Genomic DNA, 19,003 nt, shown 5'->3' with positions numbered 1-19,003 from the left:
TACTCCCGCTAGCGTCGCCGGAGGCGGACCTCGAAGGCGTCCCTCAACCCGTCGCCCATGAAGTTGAAGGCGAGCACGATGAGGATGATGGCGATTCCGGGCGGATACAGCAGCCACCAGTGGCCGCTGTAGGTGTCCGCGAGCCCGTCGGAGAGCATCCCGCCCCAGTTCGCGGCCGGCGGTGGTACGCCGAGGCCGAGAAAGGAGAGGTAGGCGACGTAGAGGATCGCGTCGGCGACCTGGAAGGTGGCGTTCACGATCACCGTGCCGATGGCGTTCGGCACGATGTGCCGGCGTACCGCCCGGCCGCCGGTGCCGCCCATCGCCCGCATCGCCTGGACGTACTCCCGGGAGCGCAGGGTGAGTGCCTCGCCCCGGACCAGCCGGGCCGGGCCGAGCCAGGCGAAGGCGCCGATGATGACGATCAGCATCGGCACGCTCGGCGTGACGATCGCGGCCAGCAGCATGAAGAGGAAGAGCGACGGGATCGACATCATTGCGTCGACCACCCGCATCATCGCGGCGTCCACCCAGCCGCCGACGAAACCGGCGACGGCACCCCAGAGTGTGCCGAGGAAGGTGGCGAGGATCCCCGCCGCCAGCCCGACCACGATCGAGGTCTGCCCGCCGATCATCAGCCGGCCGAGCTGGTCGTAGCCGACCCCGTCGGTACCGAGCGGATGCCCGGCGCCGGGTGGCAGGTGCACCTGGGTGAGGTCGGTGTGCACCTGGTCGGTGTGGTAGAAGATCGGCCCGAGGAAACAGACCCCGGCGAGCAGCACGAAGAGGCCGAGGCCGACCAGGGCCAGCCGGTTCTCGCAGAAGACCGCGACGCCCTGCCGCCAGAGGCCGCGTACCGGGGCGTCGTCGTCGGCGGCCGGCTGCGGTACCCCCACCGGTGGGGTGGCGGCCAGTTCGGTGAGTGTGGTCACGAGGTGCTCCCCCGGAGTCGTACCCGCGGGTCGACCGCGGCGTAGAGCAGGTCGGCGATCAGTGCCCCGAACACCGTCGCCACCGAGATGATCAGGGTGACCCCGAGCAGGATCGGGAAGTCACGCTTGAGTGCCGCCTGCCAGAAGAGCTGTCCCATGCCCGGGAAGTTGAACAGCGACTCCACCACCAGGGCACCGCTGAACAGCGCCGGCAGGTACATCCCGAGCAGCGTGATGACCGGGAAGAGCCCGTTGCGCAGGGTGTGCCGGACCACCACCCGCCGTTCGGAGAGGCCCTTGCTGCGAGCCGTCCGGACGTAGTTCTCGTTGAGGTTGTCCACCATGGACGAGCGGACGTAGCGCGAGTAGACCGCGATGGTGACGATCGCCAGGGTGACGGTGGGCAGCACCAGCCCGGCCGGATCGGCCAGCACCTCGCCGACGGTGAAGCCCTGCGGCGCCTCCGGCGGCAGGACCGGCCAGACCTGCGAGAATCCGATGATCAGCATCAGGCCCATGAAGAAGATCGGGGTGGCGTACGCCAGCAGCGACAGCGAGGTGATGGCGTAGTCGGGCCAGCGGTTGCGGCGTACCGCCTGGATCACTCCGAGCGGGATCGCCACCACGATCGCCAGCAGGGTGGAGAGCAGCGACAGCACCATCGTCTTCGGCAGCCGCTGGGTGATCGCCTCGGTGACCGACTGGTTGAGCTGGAACGAGTAGCCGAGGTCGCCGTGCAGCAGGCGCTGGACGTACATGCCGTACTGCTGGATCCACGGCCGGTCGTAACCCATCTCGTGGTTGAACGCGGCCAACTGCTCCAGCGTCGCCTCCTTGCCCAGCGTCGCCCTGGCCGCACCGCCGGGCAGCAGGTGCAGGAGCAGGAACGCGATCACCGTGACGAGCACGACGACTATGAGAGCCTGGCCCAGGCGCGTGACGAGGTACCGGACCACCTGCGGATCCCTCCCCGGTCGGGGGCTCCGGCGGCACCCGCTGGTGGCACCGCCGGAGCCGGACGGTCAGTGACTGCCGACTACTTCCAGGACCAGTCCTGGAAGTACATGTTGTTCATCGGGTCCTGCGGCTCGACCCCCTGCAACCCGGACCGGTACGCCGAGATCTGGAACACCGGGTTCGGCATCCAGAGCACCGGCAGGTCCCTGGCGAGGAAGTCGTTGTACGCCTTCAGCGCGGTGTCGTCGCCGCTGAACTGGGTCGCCTCGATGAGCTGGTCGGCCTGCGGGTTGCTGTAGCTGCCCAGGTTGACCGGCGCGTCGGTGGCGAAGAGCCGCTCGCCGCTGGCGAAGGCCGGGTAGTACCAGCTGCCCTGGGAGCCGAAGAAGGACATGTCCCACGAGCAGGTCGCCTCGGTCGGCTTGCAGGCCGGGGTGACCGCGACCGAGTCCGGCACCTCCTTGATGGTCAGCTCGATGCCGAGCTTGGCCATCTGCGACTTGATCTCGGCGAACATCTTCGTGGTGGCGGCGAAGCCGCTCTGGCTGGTGACCGTGAAGGCCAGCGGCGTACCGGCGGCGATGCCCTGGCCGCACTGGTTCGCCCCGGCGCCCGGCGTCTGGCAGGTGGTCTGCCCGTCCGGGGTGACCTTCCAACCATGACTCTCCAGCAGTTCCTTCGCTTTGTTCGGGTCGAAGGAGTAGACGCAGCCGTTCTCGGCGGAGTCCGCGGTGCCCGGCTTGAGCGGCACCGGGCCGCAGGTCGGCTCGGCCATGCCGGACCAGATGACCTTGTTGATGGTCGGCTGGTCGATCAGCATCTGCATCGCCTGGCGCAGGTAGTCCTGCTTGAACAGCACGCCCGTCTTCGGGTTGTTGAAGTTGAGCTGGAGGTAGGTGATCGACCAGCCGTACCAGGGCGCGACCCGGTAGTCCCTGGACTCCAGGTACGACCGCTGGGAGAGGTTGGCCGCCGGCACGTAGCCGTAGTCGATCTCACCGGCCCGGAGCACGTTGAACTCGGCGTCGTCGCTGGTGAACGGCCGCAGCACGATCTTCGACAGCTTCGGGGAGTCGGTGCCGGAGTAGTTCGGCTGGGCGGCGAGCACGACCTCGCCGTTCGGGACGTACTTCTCCAGCTTCCAGGGGCCGCTGTTGACCTTCCAGAGGTCGTTCGTGGCGTACGTCTTGGGGTCCTTCGAGGCCGCGATCAGGAAGTCGAAGACCTTCCTGGCCCCCTCCGGGGTCTTGTCCAGGTCGCTCACGCTCGCGGTGGCGGAGTCCTTGTCCCAGACGTGCTGCGGCATCGGGATGATCCGGTTGAGCTGGTTCCCGACGAACCAGGCGGTGTTGTAGACCTCGGTCGTCGTCACCGAGAAGGTCTTGGCGTCCTTGATCGTCCAGGCGGCGATGTTGTCCGGGAAGCCGCCCTTGCGGTAGGACGCCCACTTGTCCTTGTTCGCCGTGACGACGTTCCACCAGAAGTCGATGTCCCGGGTGGTGATCGGCTTGCCGTCGGACCAGGTGTTGTCCTTCAGCGTGATCGTCAGGGTCCTGCCGCCGTCGCTCACCTCGGGCGGATTGGCCAGCGAACGCTCGGCGTCGATGTTGTACTTCGCCGACCCGTCGAGCCGGTACTGGTAGAGCGGCCGGTACTGGGCGTTGCCGAAGATGGCGTTCTCGCCCTGGGTGAAGCCGGGGGCCGAGATGGGCAGGATCCAGTTCGGGGTCCGGAAGGCGACCGTCGCGGTGTCCTTGCCCTGGCTTCCGCCCTTCCCCGACGAACTGCTGTCGCCGCCACAGGCGGCGAGGCCCAACCCGAGGGCGAGCGCACCGGCCACGGCCACGGTGCGGAGTGCGCCGCTATGGAATCTGCTCCTCATGAGTCTCCTCGATCAAAGTGCCCGTGGCCCGCGTCGCCGGGCGCGGTCGGCACCGCGTCCAGGCTGCGCTTCCCGAGCGATCAATGCGGAGAATGTATAGGCGATTAAGTTTCGCGTCAACGAAACTAACCCACTTCCTTCGGAGACTTTCATCAGGATAGGATCAAAGCCGCCGAAGCATCGTCCAGGACCGGTCGACCGCATACCCTTCGCGGTGATCCACGTCCCGTGCCTGGCGGTAGCCGCGAGGAAACCTGGACGTTCCGGCTGGAAGAAGGAGAGGTATGTCGGACCCGTCGATCTCCGCCAACCTGCGCGACCAGACGCTGAGCCTGCTGGCCAGCGGCGAGGCCACCTCCCGGGCCGACCTCGTCGAGGCGTTGCAGGTGGCCCCCTCGACAGTCACCGGGGTGGTACGCCGGCTGCTGGAGGAGGGCGCCATCCTGGAGGAGGGCGTCGGCCGGTCCACCGGCGGGCGACGGCCCCGGATCCTGCGCCTGCGCAATCCCGAGGGCGTCTTCGCGGTCGCCGAACTCGGGGCCCGGCACGCCCGGGTCGGCCTGAGCACACCCAACGGCCGGCTGCTCACCGCCGAGGAGATCGCCATCGACATCGCCGCCGGCCCCGGCGAGGTCTTCGAGGTGGTCGGCGCCGCCTTCACCCGACTGCGCGGCGCGACCGCACCCGGTCAGGCACTGCTCGGCATCGGCGCCGCCATGCCCGGCCCGGTCGAGTTCCCCCGGGGTCGCCTGGTCGGCCCCGCCCGGATGCCCGGCTGGAGCGGCGTCGACGCCCAGGCCGAACTCGGGGCACGCTTCGACGTACCGGTGGTGGTCGACAACGACGCCAAGGCGGCGGCGATCGGCGAGTACGTCACCAGGGGCCGCGACAGCGGCGACATGATCTACGTCAAGGCCGGTACCGGCATCGGCGGTTGCCTGGTCAGCGGCGGTCAGGTGTACCGGGGCGGCCGGGGACTCAGCGGCGACGTCACCCACGTACGGGTGGCCGACAGCGGCGAACGGCAGTGCTCCTGCGGCAGCCGGGGCTGCCTGGAGACCGTCGCCAGCGGCGCCGCGCTCGCCGCCCAACTCGCCGAGCAGGGCCAGCCGATCACCAGTACCCGGGACGTCATCGGGGCTGTCGTCGACGCCGAACCGGCGGCGGTGACGCTGGTACGCCGGGCCGGTGGGCTGCTCGGGGTGGCCCTCTCCGGCCTTGTCAACTTCCTCAACCCCGACGCCGTGGTCATCGGCGGCGCCCTCTCCAGCCTCGACGTCTACGTCGCGGCGGCCCGGGGCATGCTCTACGAGCGCTGCCTGCCGTCGATGACCCAGTCCCTTTCCATCGAGGCCAGCGTCGCCGGCCCGGATGCCGGCCTGGTCGGCCTCGGGCATCTGGTGCGCGCCGTGGCCGACGCCCGACCCGCCTGAGGAGCTCCACCCGTGCACCGTCCCCTGCGGATCGCCATCGGCGGCATCCACATCGAGTCCAGCACCTTCTCGCCGCACCTGAGCACCGCCGACGACTTCGAGGTCACCCGGGGCGACACGCTGCTGGCCCGCTACGCCTGGCTCTCCCCGGCCCAGCCGTGGGCCGCCGACGTCGAGTGGCTGCCGCTGGTGCACGCCCGTGCGCTGCCCGGCGGCGCGGTCGACGCCGCCAGCTACGACGCCTGGACGGCCGAGATCGTCGACGGGCTCGCCCAACTCGGCCCGGTCGACGGGGTACTGCTGGACATCCACGGCGCGATGAGCGTGGTCGGCCGGACCGACGCCGAGGGCGACCTGGTCACCGCCATCCGGTCGGTGATCGGGCCGGAACCGTACGTCTCGGCCGCCATGGACCTGCACGGCAACGTCTCGCCGGTGCTCTTCGCCGGCTGCGACCTGCTCACCTGCTATCGCACCGCGCCGCACGTCGACGTCTGGGAGACCCGGGAGCGGGCCGCCCGCAACCTGGTCGAGGCGCTGCGCCGGGGGCAGCGCCCGCACAAGGCCCTGGTGCACGTGCCGATCCTGCTGCCGGGCGAGATGACCAGCACCCGGGTCGAACCGGCGCGCGGGCTCTACGCCCGGATCCCCGAGATCGAGGCCCGGGACGGGATCGTGGACGCCGCGATCTGGATCGGCTTCGCCTGGGCCGACCAGCCGCGATGCCGGGGCGCGGTGGTGGTCACCGGCACCGACGCCGCCGCCGCGACCGGGGCGGCCCGGGAACTCGGCGAGCACTTCTGGGACGTCCGCGACGAGTTCGCCTTCGTCGCACCGACCGGCAGCATGGACGAGTGCCTCGACACGGCACTGGCCGCCGTCGCGGAGCCGGGGCGGCGCCCGTTCTTCGTCAGCGACTCCGGCGACAACCCCGGGGCCGGTGGCGCCGACGACGTCACCTACGCGCTGGCCCGGATGCTGGCCAGGCCGCAGATCCGGGACGGCGCGGTCCGCGCGGTGTACGCCTCGCTCGTCGACCCGGACGCCGTCGCAGAGCTCGCCGACAAGCCGACCGGCAGCCCGGTGAGCGTCCGGGTCGGCGGCCGGATCGACACCCGGGACCCCGGTCCGGTACGCCTCGACGGCGTACTCGAGGCGGTCGCCGAGGACCCGGACGGTGGGCGGTGCGTCAGCGTACGGGTGGGTGGGCTGAGCGTCTTCGTCACCTCGCGACGGATGCAGTACCGCCAACTCGCCTCGTACGCCCGGCTGGGCGTGCAGGTGCGCGACGTCGACCTGGTGGTGGTGAAGATCGGCTATCTCGAACCGGAGCTGTTCGAGGCGGCCGGGGACTGGCAGCTGGCACTGACGCCGGGCGGGGTCGACCAGGACATCGAGCGGCTGCCCTACCAGCACCTGCTCCGGCCCGTCTTCCCGCTGGACCGCGATTTCGTCGCGGACCTGACCGTGGCGACCCGGTGATCCCGCCAGTCGCCAGCGTCCGGTCCGGCACCTCGCCTCCCGCGCGATCGTCCGACGGTCGCTGCGTCCTCGCCGTCGACGTCGGTGGGACGACCATGAAGGGCGCGGTCTTCGGCGAGCAGGGCCAGCTCCGACACTCGGTGGTGCTGCCGTCCCGGGCCGACGACGATCCGGTCGGCGCGCTCCGGGAGCTGTGCCGACGGCTGCACGACAGCGCTCTCGCCGACGGCGTCGAGCCGGCCGGGATCGGGGTGGTCACCCCCGGCATCGTCGACGAGGCCGCCGGCCTGGTGCGGTACGCCGCCAACATCCGGTTCCGGGACGTGCCGCTGCGGGCGCTGGTCCACGACGACCTGCGGCTGCCGGTGGCGATCGGGCACGACGCGCGGGCGGCCGGCGTCGCCGAGGCGGTGGCCGGGGCCGGCCGGGGACTTGCCAACTTCGTACTGCTGCCGCTCGGCACCGGCATCGCCGCCACCGTGATGCTGCACGGCGAGCCGGTACCGGGTACCGCCTGGTCGGCCGGGGAGGTCGGGCACATGCCGGTACACCCCGGTGGCGAGCCGTGCGGCTGCGGCCAACGCGGTTGCCTGGAGGTGTACGCCTCGGCCGGCGGGCTGGCCCGGCGCTACGCCCGGCTGGGTGGCACCCCCGGGCTGGACAGCCGGGGCATCGCCGCTGCCGCCGCCACCGATCCGCTGGCCCGTTCGGTCTGGGACACCGCCACCCAGGCGTTGGGGATCGCGCTGGCCACCCTGACCCTGACCCTGGATCCGGCCCGGATCGTGCTCGGCGGCGGCCTGGCCGAGGCAGGTGCCCAGCTCTTCGACCCGGTACGCGACGCGCTGCGTTCGGCGCTGGCCTGGCGGACCGCGCCCGAGGTGGTGCCCTCCGCCTTCGGTGCCCAGGCCGCCCAGGTCGGCGCCGCCATCCTGGCTCGCCGGGCGGCCGGGCTGCCGGTGCCGGAGGGCTGGGGACTGCCGGTGCCGGCGACCAGCCCGGGTTGAGTACCGGTCCGACCACGAGGCGGTCGAGCGGACCGAGCAGCGGTGCCGGGGCCCCGTTGGTCGGTGACCCGGCGCCCGGGTCGGATGGTCCATAATCGATCCGGTGCCGGTACGGCGGCACCGCCATCCGCCCCCGGTCGACCACCTCAGCCGCTCCACCGATCCGACCGGTGCCCGACTCCTCGGAGGTGCCGTGAGCGACACGACCGGTCCGGCCGGCAAGCTGGACACGAACGTGGCGCACCCCGCCCGCCGCTACAACTACTGGCTGGGCGGCAAGGACAACTTCGCCGCCGACCGGCTCTCCGGTGACCAGGTGGCCGCCGTCTTCCCGACGGTGAAGCGGGCCGCCCAGGAGAACCGCGGGTTCCTGCGCCGCGCGGTCGGGTTCCTGGCCGGCGAGGCAGGCATCCGGCAGTTCCTCGACATCGGCACCGGGCTGCCGACCGCCGACAACACCCACGAGGTCGCCCAGCGGATCGCACCCGAGTCCCGGGTCGTCTACGTGGACAACGATCCGCTGGTGATGGCTCATGCCCGGGCCCTGCTGACCTCCTCGCCGGAGGGCAGGAGCGCCTACATCGAGCGGGACCTGCGGGAGCCACAGTCGATTCTGGACGCCCCGGAGCTGCGCGGCACCCTCGACCTGAGCCAGCCGGTCGGGCTGACGCTGGTGGCGATCCTGCACTTCGTACGCGACTTCGAGGACCCGTACGGCGTCGTCGCCCGGCTCGTCGCCGCGTTGCCCTCCGGCAGTTACCTGGTGATGTCGCACGGCACCTACGACGGGCTGCCGGTGGAGGCCGTCACGAGGCTGGAGGAGGCGAACGCCGCCACCGGTGGGCGCAGCCGCCCCCGCAGCCGGGAGGAGTTCACCCGGTTCTTCACCGGGCTGGAGCTGGTCGACCCGGGGGTCGTGCCGATCGGGAACTGGCGACCGGCCGCCGACAGCCAGCCGCCGGACCCGGTCGACATCTGCATGTACGGCGCGGTCGCCCGCATCTCCTGAGCACCTCCGGCACCCCACGGTCGCACCGGTCTGAAGAGTTCCTTAAGCCGACGGTCCTGACCCCGGTCGGCCGGGTGCCGGCACCTAGGATTCGGCGGTGCGTACCAGGATCGCCTCCGCGCTGATCACGACGGCGCTGCTGGCCACCGTCGGCCTGGCCGGCTGTGGCTCGGCGCCGGCCGACCAGCCGGCCGGCCCGCAGTGGGCTCCGGCGGCCGCCGGGACGGGTTCGGCGACCCCGCCACCGTCCGGTGCACCCACCGCGTCGGCGACCGCGCGGCCGACCGCCTCGGCCCGGCCGGTACCGGTGCTGCCCCGGCCGGGCAACCCGAAGGGTCGGGCCAGCGTCCCCGCCGAGGCGCGTGCGGAGAACACCGCGAAGCCGACCCGGGTGATCGGCACCGGTACCCCGGCCAGCTGCACCTCCGAGGCGGTGGTGGCGGCGGTCGCCAAGGGCGGCATCATCACCTTCTCCTGCGGCCCCGCCCCGGTGACCATCACGATGAAGGCGACCGCGAAGATCCGGAACTCGACCGGTCCCCGGATCGTGCTCGACGGCGGCGGCCGGGTCACCCTCAGCGGCGGCGGCAAGCGCCGGATCCTCTACATGAACACCTGTGACCAGGCCCAGGGCTGGACCACCTCGCACTGCGACGACCAGGACCACCCCCGGCTCACGGTGCAGAACCTCACCTTCGCCGACGGCAACTCGACAGGTGAGCGCACCGAGGGCGGCGGTGGCGGCGCGATCTTCGTCCGGGGCGGGCGGTTCAAGGTGGTCAACTCGCGGTTCGTCCGCAACCGCTGCGACCAGACCGGCCCGGATCTGGGCGGCGCGGCGATCCGGGTGCTCAGCCAGCACCGGGGCCTGCCGGTGTACGTCGTCAACAGCACCTTCGGCGGTGCCGCCGGACAGGGCGGCACCTGTGCCAACGGGGGTGCCCTGAGCAGCATCGGGGTCTCCTGGGTGGTGCTCAACAGCGTGCTGACGCACAACCGGGCCGTCGGCCGGGGCGCCAACCCGGCCCGGGGCGGTACCCCCGGCGGCGGCAGCGGTGGTGCCATCTACACCGACGGCAACCGGTTCACCGTGACGATCGCCGGCAGCGTGGTGACGGACAACCTCGCCAACGAGGGTGGCGGAGCCGTCTTCTTCGTCAGCAACGACCGGACCGGGACGATGCGGATCGAGAGTTCGACGCTGCGCCGCAATCCCAGCGCCGGATTCGAGACACCGGGGCTGCCCGGCATCTTCTTCCTCGGAGCCCGGAAGCCGACCGTCACCGGCTCCACGCTGCGCTGACGGCTGGCCGCTGGAAGCGACCAAAGTCGGCTCGCGGATTTCCTACCGAGGCTGATCCCCTCGGTTCTGCCCTGTTCTTCGCGAGGAATCGGACATCCTGGAAGCTGCCGACGGCCGGCTCGGTCGCCGGCGCCCTGCCCATGATCGTGACCTTCCGGGTGTTCCGACGCCGGTTCATCCAGGGCATGTCGACGAGCGGACCGAGAGATGACCGAGAACGGCAGCGGCCCGACCGGGGCGGACAGCGGCGCGACCAGGGCGCTGGTCGAGGAAGTGCTGATCGACGGCAACGGGGTGCTGCGGCTCGCACCCGCCTTCGTCGCCCGCGACCTGGTACCGCCCGGCCGGCGGCTCGGACTGGCCGAGGAGGCCTACGACCTCGGTGAGCGGGGTTTCGTCTGCGAGCGCTGGCTCGGCTCGACCACCCGGGCCGACAACCGGATCGGACCGCCCGACGAAGGACTCGGCCACGTGGTGGACCGGAACGGGCGGCCCCGGCTGACGCTGCGGGACGCCGTACGGGCCGCGCCGGCCGCGATCATGGGTACGGAGTACGCGGCGAGCCATCCGGAAGGGCTCGGCCGGCTCGCCAAGCTGCTCGACTACGGGGCGAGGATCCCGTACCACATCCATCCGCCGCGACGCTTCGCCGAGTTGGTCGGGCGGCGCTCGAAGGACGAGGCCTACTACTTTCCCGCCGGGGTGGAGACCGGCCCGCATCCGGAGACGTTCTTCGGGGTACATCCGTGGATCGTCCGGGAGCGGGCGTACGACGTGCTGCTGCCGTACCTGGTCGACTGGGACAGCGATCTGATCCTCCGGCACTCGCGGGCCTACCTCCAGGTCCCCGACGACGGTTTCGGGGTACCGTCCGGGGTGCTGCACGGCCCCGGCACCGCGCTGACCGTGGAGCTACAGGAGGACTCGGACGTCTTCGCGATGTTCCAGGCGCTCAACGCCGGCCGGATCATCTCGAAGGAGCTGCTCTTCAAGGACGTACGCCCACAGGACCGGCAGGCACAGGGCGAGCGGTTCCCGCTCGGGTTCGTCGAGTGGGAACTCAACGGTGATCCGTACTTCTACGAGCACAACCACGTGCCCCCGCGCCCGATCGAGCCGGTGGACGCCGCCGACGACGGCCGGGAGTGGTGGATCTTCTACAACACGTCGAAGTTCAGCGGCAAGAAGCTCGTGGTCCCCCCGGGCCGGACCCACCTGTCGACGGAGCGCGGGGTGTACTCGATCCTCGTCTGGTCGGGCGAGGGCCGGTACTGCGACCACGACGTACGCGGCGGGGACGCCGACCGCGACGAACTGCTCGTCTCGCACGACGTGGCGACCGCGCCGCACCCGGTGCGGAACACCGGCCGGGAGGACCTGGTGGTCTTCAAGTTCTTCGGTCCGGGCATCAACGACGACGCCCCGGTGATCCCCCGGGTCGCGCCGGCCTGACCCGCACGTCGAGGCTGGCGCTGCTCTCCGTCGGCCTCGTCGCGCATCTCGGCGGGGCCAGGCTTGTCAGCAGGAAGCTGGATTGCATACTGTAGTCAGCATAACGCATACGGAAAGGCACGCCGCTGCTGCGTCGCCTCGGCGCCACGCGGACGTCGTACGAGAAGGGAGCAGCCCGTGCGAGTTGCAGTGCTCGGAGCCGGCGCCATCGGCGCGTACGTCGGTGCGTCCCTGTGCCGGGCCGGGGTGGACGTTCAGTTGATCGCCCGCGGCGCACACCTGGCCGCGCTGCGGGCACACGGGGTACGGGTGCACAGCCCCCGGGGAGACTTCGCGGCGCACCCGCACGCCACCGACGACCCGCAGGAGGTCGGCCCGGTGGACTACGTGTTCCTCGGCCTCAAGGCGCATTCCTACGCCTCGGCCGGGCCGCTGCTCGAACCGCTGCTCGGCCCGGAGACCGCCCTCGTCGCAGGGCAGAACGGCATCCCCTGGTGGTATTTCCACAAGCTCGCGGGGCCGTACGAGGGCCAGCGGATCGAGGCCGTCGACCCCGGCGGGGCGACCTCGGCGGTGATGGCCCCGGAGCGGGCGATCGGTTGCGTGGTCTACCCGGCCACGGTGATCGAGTCACCCGGGGTGATCCGGCACCTCGAGGGGACCCGGTTCTCCATCGGGGAGCCGGACGGCACGATCTCGCAGCGGTGCCAGCGGTTCAGCGACGCGATGGTGGCCGGCGGGCTGAAGTGTCCGGTCGAGCCACGGTTGCGCGACGACATCTGGATCAAGTTGATGGGTAACGTGTCGCTGAACCCGATCAGCGCCCTGACCAGGGCAACCATGGCCGAGATCTGCGAGAGCCCGGGGACCCGCCGGGTGGTGGAGCAGATGATGGCGGAGACCCTCGACATCGCCAACCGGGTCGGCAGCAAGCCGGAGATCTCGATAAGCAAACGGGTCGAGGGCGCCCGGCGGGTCGGCCACCACAAGACCTCGATGTTGCAGGACCTCGAGGCGGGCAAGGAGATGGAACTCGACGCGGTCGTCGCCGCCGTGGTGGAGATCGCCGACATCACCGGTGCGCCGGCACCCACGCTGCGCACCATCTACGCCGCGACCGAGCTGCTGGCCAAGACCATCGCCCGGCCGGCGCCGACCCCCACCCCGACGGCGGCCTGACGGGTACGCCGCCCACGACCACCCGCCTACCGGCGAGGCGCTGGGCAGGTATTGCACTGGTTTTGCCGACAGAATACTGTATGCAGACCTCCTGGCGGTCCTTCCGGGCACCGGGATCCGGTGCCGGTCAGCGCAGGGACGCACGGATGCACAGGTCCCCCCGTCCCGACCCGGCGATCCTCCCCGTCCCCACCCGGCGATCTCGCCACCGCACAGGACACCCGACGCCCTGGAGGCTCCGTTGACCCTGATCCACACCCACACCCACGCCCACTTCCCGGAGGTCTGAACCATGGCCAAGATTCCCTGCATGGACGCGGTCGTGTCGGTGCTCGCCTCGGAGGGCGTCGACATCGCCTTCGGCTGCCCCGGCGCCGCGATCCTGCCGCTCTACGCGGCACTGCGGCGCAGCGACATCCGGCACCTGATCGTCCGGCACGAGGAGGGCGCCACCCACATGGCCGACGGCTGGGCCCGGACCAACGGCCGGGTCGGCGTCGCGATCGGCACCTCCGGACCGGCCGGCACCAACATGATCACCGGTCTCTACACCGCACAGGCGGACTCCATCCCGATGGTCTGCATCACCGGCCAGGCGCCGACCGGCAAGCTGCACCAGGAGGCGTTCCAGGCGGTCGACATCGTCGAGATCGCCAAGCCGGTGACGAAGTGGGCGGTGCAGGTCAAGGAGGCGGCCCAGGCGCCCTGGATCTTCCGGGAGGCGTTCCGGATCGCCCGCTCCGGCCGCCCCGGACCGGTACTAATCGACCTGCCGATCGACGTGGCACGGCAGGAAATCGAGTGGGACGCCTCGATCGACGCCCCGCTGCCGGTGGCCCGGGTCGAGCCGCACCCGCCCCGGGTCGAGCGGGCCCTGGACATGCTGCTCGCCGCCGAGCGGCCGCTGATCCTGGCCGGTGGTGGGGTGATCATCGGCGAGGCGAGCGACCTGCTCCGGGAGGTGGCCGAGACGCTGGACATCCCGGTCCAGGTCACCCTGATGGGCAAGGGCGCGATCCCGGAGGACCACGACCTCTTCGCCGGGATGACAGGCATCCAGACCACCCAGCGCTTCGGCAACGCGTCCTTCCTGGAATCCGACCTGGTGCTCGCGCTCGGCGCCCGGTTCGGCGACCGGCACACCGGGGACCTGCCGACCTACCGGGGCGACCGCAAGTTCATCCACGTCGACATCGAGCCGACCCAGCTCGGCAAGGTGTTCGGCCCGGACCTCGGGGTGGTCTCGGACACCGGTGCGTTCCTCGCCGCGCTGCTCGACGCCGTACGCCGCCGGGGGGAGCGACGCGCCCGCGGTGAATGGGTCTCACGGGTCCGCGGCCTGCGCGAGACGTTGCGCCGCCGGGACGACTTCGACGCCGTACCCGTCAAGGCGCCCCGGGTCTTCAAGGAGATCAACGAATTCTTCGGCCCGGACACCTACTTCGTCACCGCGATCGGGCTCTACCAGATCTGGTCAGGACAGTTCCAGCAGGTCTTCAAGCCCCGGCACTACCAGGTCTGCGGTCAGGCCGGCCCGCTGGGTTGGGAGATCCCGGCGGCGATCGGGGTGAAGTCCGCCAGACCCGACGCCGAGGTGGTCGGGGTGGTCGGGGACTACTCGTTCCAGTTCCTGGTCGAGGAGCTCGCCGTCGCCGCGCAGTACAACATCCCCTTCGTACTCGTGATGCTGAACAACGAGTATCTCGGGTTGATCCGGCAGGCGGAGATCGGCTACGACATGAACTACGAGGTCGACATCCACTACGACGAGTACGGCACGGACAACGTCAAAATCATGGAGGCGTACGGCTGCGCCGGCCGGCGGGTACTGCGACCCGACGAGATCGCCGACGCGCTCGCCTGGGCCAGCAAGGAGGCCCGACGGACCAGCCGCCCGGTACTGGTCGAGGTGATGATCGAGCGGGAGGCGAACACCGCACACGGACTCTCCATCGCGCAGGTGAACGAGTTCGAGCCGGTACCGGAGGTGGAGTACCGGGACGCGGTCTCGGGCTGACCGGCCGGATGGTCCGGGCTTCGGGCTCGGTGGTGAGGCGGAGTGGAGCAGGCGCGTCCCGGCCGGTGGTCGGGGCGCGCCTGTCGCAGGGAGAAGTCTGTCGGACGGAGAGACACGGGAAGCCTGCACTGCCGGCGATTCTGGAATCGGAATTCACCTCGGCCGATCCCGCCCGCTACCAGATAACGACGCCTGATTGGTAGTACATGCGGTGCGCCGAGGCGGTCGACACCGCGCGCCGGCACCCGTTGCGCTCCGCACAGTTAAGTGCATCTCGGCTACTGTATGCTATAGCCCACAACAGGGCACGAATGCTTGATCATTTTCTCGCAGCCGGAGGTAGTAAATGACCGAATGGGGGGGCTCGGCCTCACCTGCCGGCGGCAGTGGTGGTCGACGACGGCTCGCCTCGGCCCGTCGCGAGCCACGGGCCGTCCGGCAGCCCCTGGAACGGCCCGCGCCGCTGCGCCAGGCGGTCTACGACGTCATCGCCGAGATGATCATCAACCGTGAGCTGCGCCCCGGCGAGCACCTGGTCGAGAACGAACTCGCGGCACAACTCGGCGTCAGCCGGCAACCGGTCCGGGAGGCACTGCAACGGTTGCAGAGCGAGGGTTGGGTGGACCTGCGCCCGGCACTCGGCGCGTTCGTGCACGTGCCGACCGAGGAGGAGGCCGACCAGCTCCTCGCCACCCGTACCCTGCTGGAGTCGGAGTCGGCCCGGCTGGCGGCCCGGCAGGCAACGCCGGAGCAGATCGAGCGGCTGCGCGAGCTGCAGGCCGCAGGCGAGAAGGCGCTCCAGGACGACGACCAGGTGGAGTTGGTCGACGCGAACGCGGCCCTGCATGCGTACGTGGTGGAGATGTCCGGCAACAAGGTCCTCGCCGAACTGATCGCGATGGTCGACCGGCGGGTCCGGTGGTACTACTCCCCCATCGCCCGGTCCCGGGGCCGGGAGGCCTGGGATGAGCACGCGGAGCTGATCGAGGTGATCGCCAGTCGCAACGGCCGGCGGGCCGGCGAGCTGATGCGCAAGCACACCGAGCGCACCCGGGAGAGCTACCACCAGCGCCGCAAGGAGGCCGCCGAACGGGAAGCGCTGGGCTGACGCCTTCTGGCAGGTCCATCCGCAAACCGCCCGGCTGCCCGTCCGATCCGATCTGCTCCAGTTCGGCCAGTCGGGATCCGGGCGGTCGAACCGTCCATAGGACAGGCACATAGATGGGGCCGGCCTGCGGGCCGGCCCCATCCGCACGTCAGGCCGGCAGCGGTGACCGCCGGATCCTGGAGCGGCCGTGACTCCTGGCGGACTGTACGGGTTCGTGGGCGACGAACGGGTGCGGATGGCTGCCGAGTGATGCGAGGGCGCCCTCGGTCTGCTGCTGCGAGCGGCGCCGGGGCATCCTGATTCTGATAATCGGGAGATCGACTCCATTCCGGACGCCGCCCTGTCGGCTAGCTGACCGGTTCTGGCAGTGGTCGTGGACCGGGCGGCAGGATGCCCGGATGGCCGTGAACTTTCAGCTTTCCCGTGCCCGTGAACTGTCGGCCGGCGATCCGCTCGGGCGCACCTGGGTGGGCTGGCGGGAGACTTCGACGGACGACGAGTTGTGGGAACTCAACCGGGGCCGGTGGGCCCTTGCTGACCGCGTCGACAACGAGCGGTTCGCCACCCTGTCGTTCGACGGCCGTGTTCAGGTGGTCGCGGAGATCAACGGGCGGCATCGCTGCGACGATGACGGCAGAGTGAAGTGGAGGTTGTCCGGCACCGTGCTGCGCCCGGGTGACCCGGTGCACGACGCGTTGAAGGGCAGGCCAATCCCCCGACACCGCAATCCCGTCGGTTACTTCGACACCTCGGACCTGGACAGGCTGTCCGCGGCGCAGCGGGCCGGATTCGCGCGGCGGGAGCCTGTCACGATGGTGGTGACCTGGAACCCGGAGAAGTGGAACCCGGGCGGCACCTGGGCCGACCAGACGTACCCGCGGGAGGTCCGGGCCGTCGCCGACGGCGGCCTGCTGCGCCGGCAGTGGGCCACCGGCGGCCGGACCGGCGGGATCGAGCCGGGCGACCGGGTCTTCTTCCTGCGCCAAGGCGGGGTGTCGCGCGGCATCATCGGCAGTGGCACGACCACCAGCCGCATCTTCAGCGACGACCACTGGGACGACGACCGGGCCGACGGGATCGCCAACTACGTGCTGATCGACTGGGACACGCTCCTGCTGCCGGAGGACGCCTTGCCCCACGAGGTGCTGGTGGACCGCATCCCCGAGGGCGGCATCTGGCGGCCACAGGCCAGCGGCTGGGTGCTACCCCCGGCCGCCGCCGACAAGCTCGAAGCTCTGTGGGCCGAGCACCTGGGCCTCGCCACGCCCCCACCGCCGCGTGGCACGCCCCGACAGGGCTGGCAGATGGACCCGGCCCGCCGAAGGAAGGTAGAGGACGCCGCACAGGCAATGCTCATGGAGCATTTCCGCAAGGACGGCTGGACCGTGCAGGACGTCCGCTTCGGCAACCCCTACGACGCCGTCGCCACCAAGGACGGGCGGACACTCTGGCTGGAGGCCAAGGGCACAGAGACCAGCGGCACCTCCATCATCGTCACCCGCAACGAAGTCGAGTGGGCACAGGCACACCTCGGCGAATGTGTTCTCGGCATCCTCTCCGACGTCACCTTCCTCCCGGACGGCGAGGTCGACGCGTCGAGCGGGACCTTCCGCGTGTTCACCTGGAACCCGAATGGCGGTGCGCTGGCGCCTCGCGCCTACGACTTCACGCCGGACGCGGGTGACCGGTTCAACTGAACGGGCACGGCATGTTCGTGCCTGGTCGAAGACCAACGCTCTGAAACAGCTCAGTGCCGAGGGTCGCCCCGATCGGCATAAGTGGCCGATCCTCGGGCGCTGGCCCGGTAGGACCGGCCAGCGATCTGCGCCGAACGGCAAGAACCGTGGTGCGTCGATCTTCAGCTTGGTGACGGGGTGTTGCAGGGCGTGTTGCGGCATCGACCGGTTGGGTACGCTTCAGCTTCATGTGCTGGGGAGCCGGCCGGTGAGCCTGGCCGAGGTCGCCGCCGGGCTGCGCGCGGTCTTGGACGGCATCGCCCAGACACGGGCACGCACGGCGGCTGGCATCGAGGAGGCCATCCGGGCCCGCGACCAGCTCGCCACTGCGACCGCGTCCAGCCGACACCCGCTTGTCGAACAGGCAATGCAGCACCTCACGGCCACGATCGAGCGCCTGCGTGAGGCCGACCGAGACGCGGCCCTGGCAGCGGCGGCCCTTGCGGCGTACGGCCGCACCGTCGGCATCGGCCTCCCAGCCCCATCCGCACCACGCCCGGCACCTGGGCCGGCCCCGACGCGCCTCGCTGCCCCAGTGCCGTCCTGGATCCGGCAGGCCGGACGGGATCTGCCCAAACGACCGGACGATCAAGGCCCAACCCACGGCCAGGCGTTCGACTCGACCGGGACCCACTGTCGGCCGAGCCCTGGAGGAGCGGACGCAACATCGCATCCACCAGCGACCTGCGTCCGATTCGCGGGTTGAAAGGGTTTCCGTGGACGCTCACCGATCACGTGGAGTCACGAGTTGCCCAGGAGATGCGCCGGCCCGGCGCCCCACGGGAGGTCAGTCTGGTAGTCAACAAAGAGCCCTGCACGGACGACCCGTACGGTTGCGATCGGGTGTTGCGACACATCATCCCGGCGGGTTCGCGTCTCACGGTCTACGTGCGAGATCCGGACGCCCCGGATGGGGTGCGGTTGTTCGGCGAATACGAGGGAACCGGGAAAGGAATCGCGCAGTGAGCTACGTCGTCACGTGGGGTCGGGGTAACCGCCGGCCCGGCTCCACCGTCGCGGAGTTGGACGCCGCCCTCGACGAAGCCGCCGCGTCCGGCGTTCCGCAGGTCGTCGGGATCTACCCGCCGGAGCACCTGGCTGGCGACGCATCACCGTGGGACGAGCCGCTGCCGCCCGCTCTGCAGATCGGCGTCGGCCATCCCGACCGGTCATTTGTGCTCTGGCTCGGCCCCGAAGGCGGGATCGGGGTTGAGGCGGATGCTCCGTCGTGGCCCAGCGGGGCCCCGGACATCGCGTTCGACTACGGCGGCGACGCCGTCTTCGCCGGCCCGACACGAGCCCGGGTCACGCCGGCCACCGCCAGGCAGGCTGCTCGCGAGTTCGTCCGTACCGGCCAACGACCAACCTGCGTCCAGTGGGCAGGTGGACAGTAGATGACCGACGGGACGGTTGTGACGAGGAGCCGTCCTGGTGTGGTTGACGTCATCCCGACCAGGCAGTGCGTCATGAGTGACGTTCGAGTCGCCTGAGCCGGAGGTCGGTGAG

Annotated in this window: 14 protein-coding genes and 1 pseudogene; 12 read left to right on the top strand and 3 right to left on the bottom strand. The window is 70.6% G+C overall.

Going from position 1 to position 19,003, the window contains the following annotated elements; all coding sequences use genetic code 11:
- Positions 1–8: 8 nt before the first annotated feature.
- The 3 genes from CLT71_RS01485 to CLT71_RS01475 form a co-directional block, all read right to left on the bottom strand.
- Positions 9–932, bottom strand: a complete 924-nt coding sequence (locus CLT71_RS01485) for an ABC transporter permease (RefSeq protein ID WP_486482976.1) — start codon at positions 930–932, stop codon at positions 9–11.
- Positions 929–1,888, bottom strand: coding sequence for an ABC transporter permease (locus CLT71_RS01480; protein ID WP_101365499.1), 960 nt, complete (start codon positions 1,886–1,888; stop codon positions 929–931). Before CLT71_RS01480 ends, CLT71_RS01485 begins: the two co-directional genes overlap by 4 nt.
- An 80-nt stretch (positions 1,889–1,968) precedes the next feature.
- On the bottom strand, positions 1,969–3,771 hold the full coding sequence (locus CLT71_RS01475) for a peptide ABC transporter substrate-binding protein (RefSeq protein WP_101365498.1): 1,803 nt from the start codon (positions 3,769–3,771) through the stop codon (positions 1,969–1,971).
- Between the two features lie 284 nt (positions 3,772–4,055).
- Here CLT71_RS01475 and CLT71_RS01470 point away from each other — a divergent pair, with 284 nt between their 5' ends.
- The 12 genes and pseudogenes from CLT71_RS01470 to CLT71_RS01415 all read left to right on the top strand — a co-directional run bounded on the left by CLT71_RS01470 (position 4,056) and on the right by CLT71_RS01415 (position 18,891).
- A complete protein-coding gene (locus tag CLT71_RS01470; RefSeq protein WP_101365497.1) occupies positions 4,056–5,204 on the top strand; it encodes an ROK family transcriptional regulator in 1,149 nt (382 codons plus the stop codon).
- A 12-nt stretch (positions 5,205–5,216) separates the two neighbouring features.
- A complete protein-coding gene (locus CLT71_RS01465; protein WP_101365496.1) occupies positions 5,217–6,686 on the top strand; it encodes a M81 family metallopeptidase in 1,470 nt (489 codons plus the stop codon).
- Complete coding sequence (locus tag CLT71_RS01460; protein WP_486483642.1) at positions 6,686–7,693, top strand: ROK family protein; 1,008 nt, start codon at positions 6,686–6,688, stop codon at positions 7,691–7,693. Before CLT71_RS01465 ends, CLT71_RS01460 begins: the two co-directional genes overlap by 1 nt.
- Positions 7,694–7,886: 193 nt before the next feature.
- Entirely contained in the window at positions 7,887–8,702 is an 816-nt protein-coding gene (locus tag CLT71_RS01455; RefSeq protein WP_486482975.1) for an SAM-dependent methyltransferase, read from the top strand.
- Positions 8,703–8,799: 97 nt separating this feature from the next.
- The gene (locus CLT71_RS01450) at positions 8,800–10,005 is read left to right on the top strand and encodes a hypothetical protein (RefSeq protein ID WP_101365495.1); all 1,206 of its coding nucleotides are present in this window, start codon (positions 8,800–8,802) and stop codon (positions 10,003–10,005) included.
- Between the two features lie 207 nt (positions 10,006–10,212).
- Positions 10,213–11,457: a cupin domain-containing protein gene (locus CLT71_RS01445; RefSeq protein ID WP_101365494.1), complete on the top strand. Its 1,245-nt coding sequence runs from the start codon at positions 10,213–10,215 to the stop codon at positions 11,455–11,457.
- A 177-nt stretch (positions 11,458–11,634) separates the two neighbouring features.
- Positions 11,635–12,636 carry a 2-dehydropantoate 2-reductase gene (locus CLT71_RS01440; protein WP_101365493.1) on the top strand — a complete coding sequence of 334 codons (1,002 nt, stop codon included), beginning with the start codon at positions 11,635–11,637 and terminating at the stop codon, positions 12,634–12,636.
- Between the two features lie 292 nt (positions 12,637–12,928).
- Complete coding sequence (gene gcl / locus CLT71_RS01435; protein WP_101365492.1) at positions 12,929–14,653, top strand: glyoxylate carboligase; 1,725 nt, start codon at positions 12,929–12,931, stop codon at positions 14,651–14,653.
- Between the two features lie 346 nt (positions 14,654–14,999).
- Positions 15,000–15,761 carry a GntR family transcriptional regulator gene (locus CLT71_RS01430; RefSeq protein WP_101365491.1) on the top strand — a complete coding sequence of 254 codons (762 nt, stop codon included), beginning with the start codon at positions 15,000–15,002 and terminating at the stop codon, positions 15,759–15,761.
- A gap of 398 nt (positions 15,762–16,159) precedes the next feature.
- Positions 16,160–17,458 carry a protein NO VEIN domain-containing protein gene (locus CLT71_RS01425; protein ID WP_101365490.1) on the top strand — a complete coding sequence of 433 codons (1,299 nt, stop codon included), beginning with the start codon at positions 16,160–16,162 and terminating at the stop codon, positions 17,456–17,458.
- A gap of 253 nt (positions 17,459–17,711) precedes the next feature.
- Positions 17,712–18,463 (top strand): annotated as a pseudogene (locus CLT71_RS01420) (DddA-like double-stranded DNA deaminase toxin).
- Entirely contained in the window at positions 18,460–18,891 is a 432-nt protein-coding gene (locus CLT71_RS01415) for an Imm1 family immunity protein (protein ID WP_101365489.1), read from the top strand. Before CLT71_RS01420 ends, CLT71_RS01415 begins: the two are co-directional and overlap by 4 nt.
- Positions 18,892–19,003: the final 112 nt, after the last annotated feature.

Source organism: Plantactinospora sp. CNZ320, from assembly GCF_002846275.1.
Note: the sequence above shows the minus strand (reverse complement) of the source record. Positions and strands in the feature narration are given on the sequence as shown.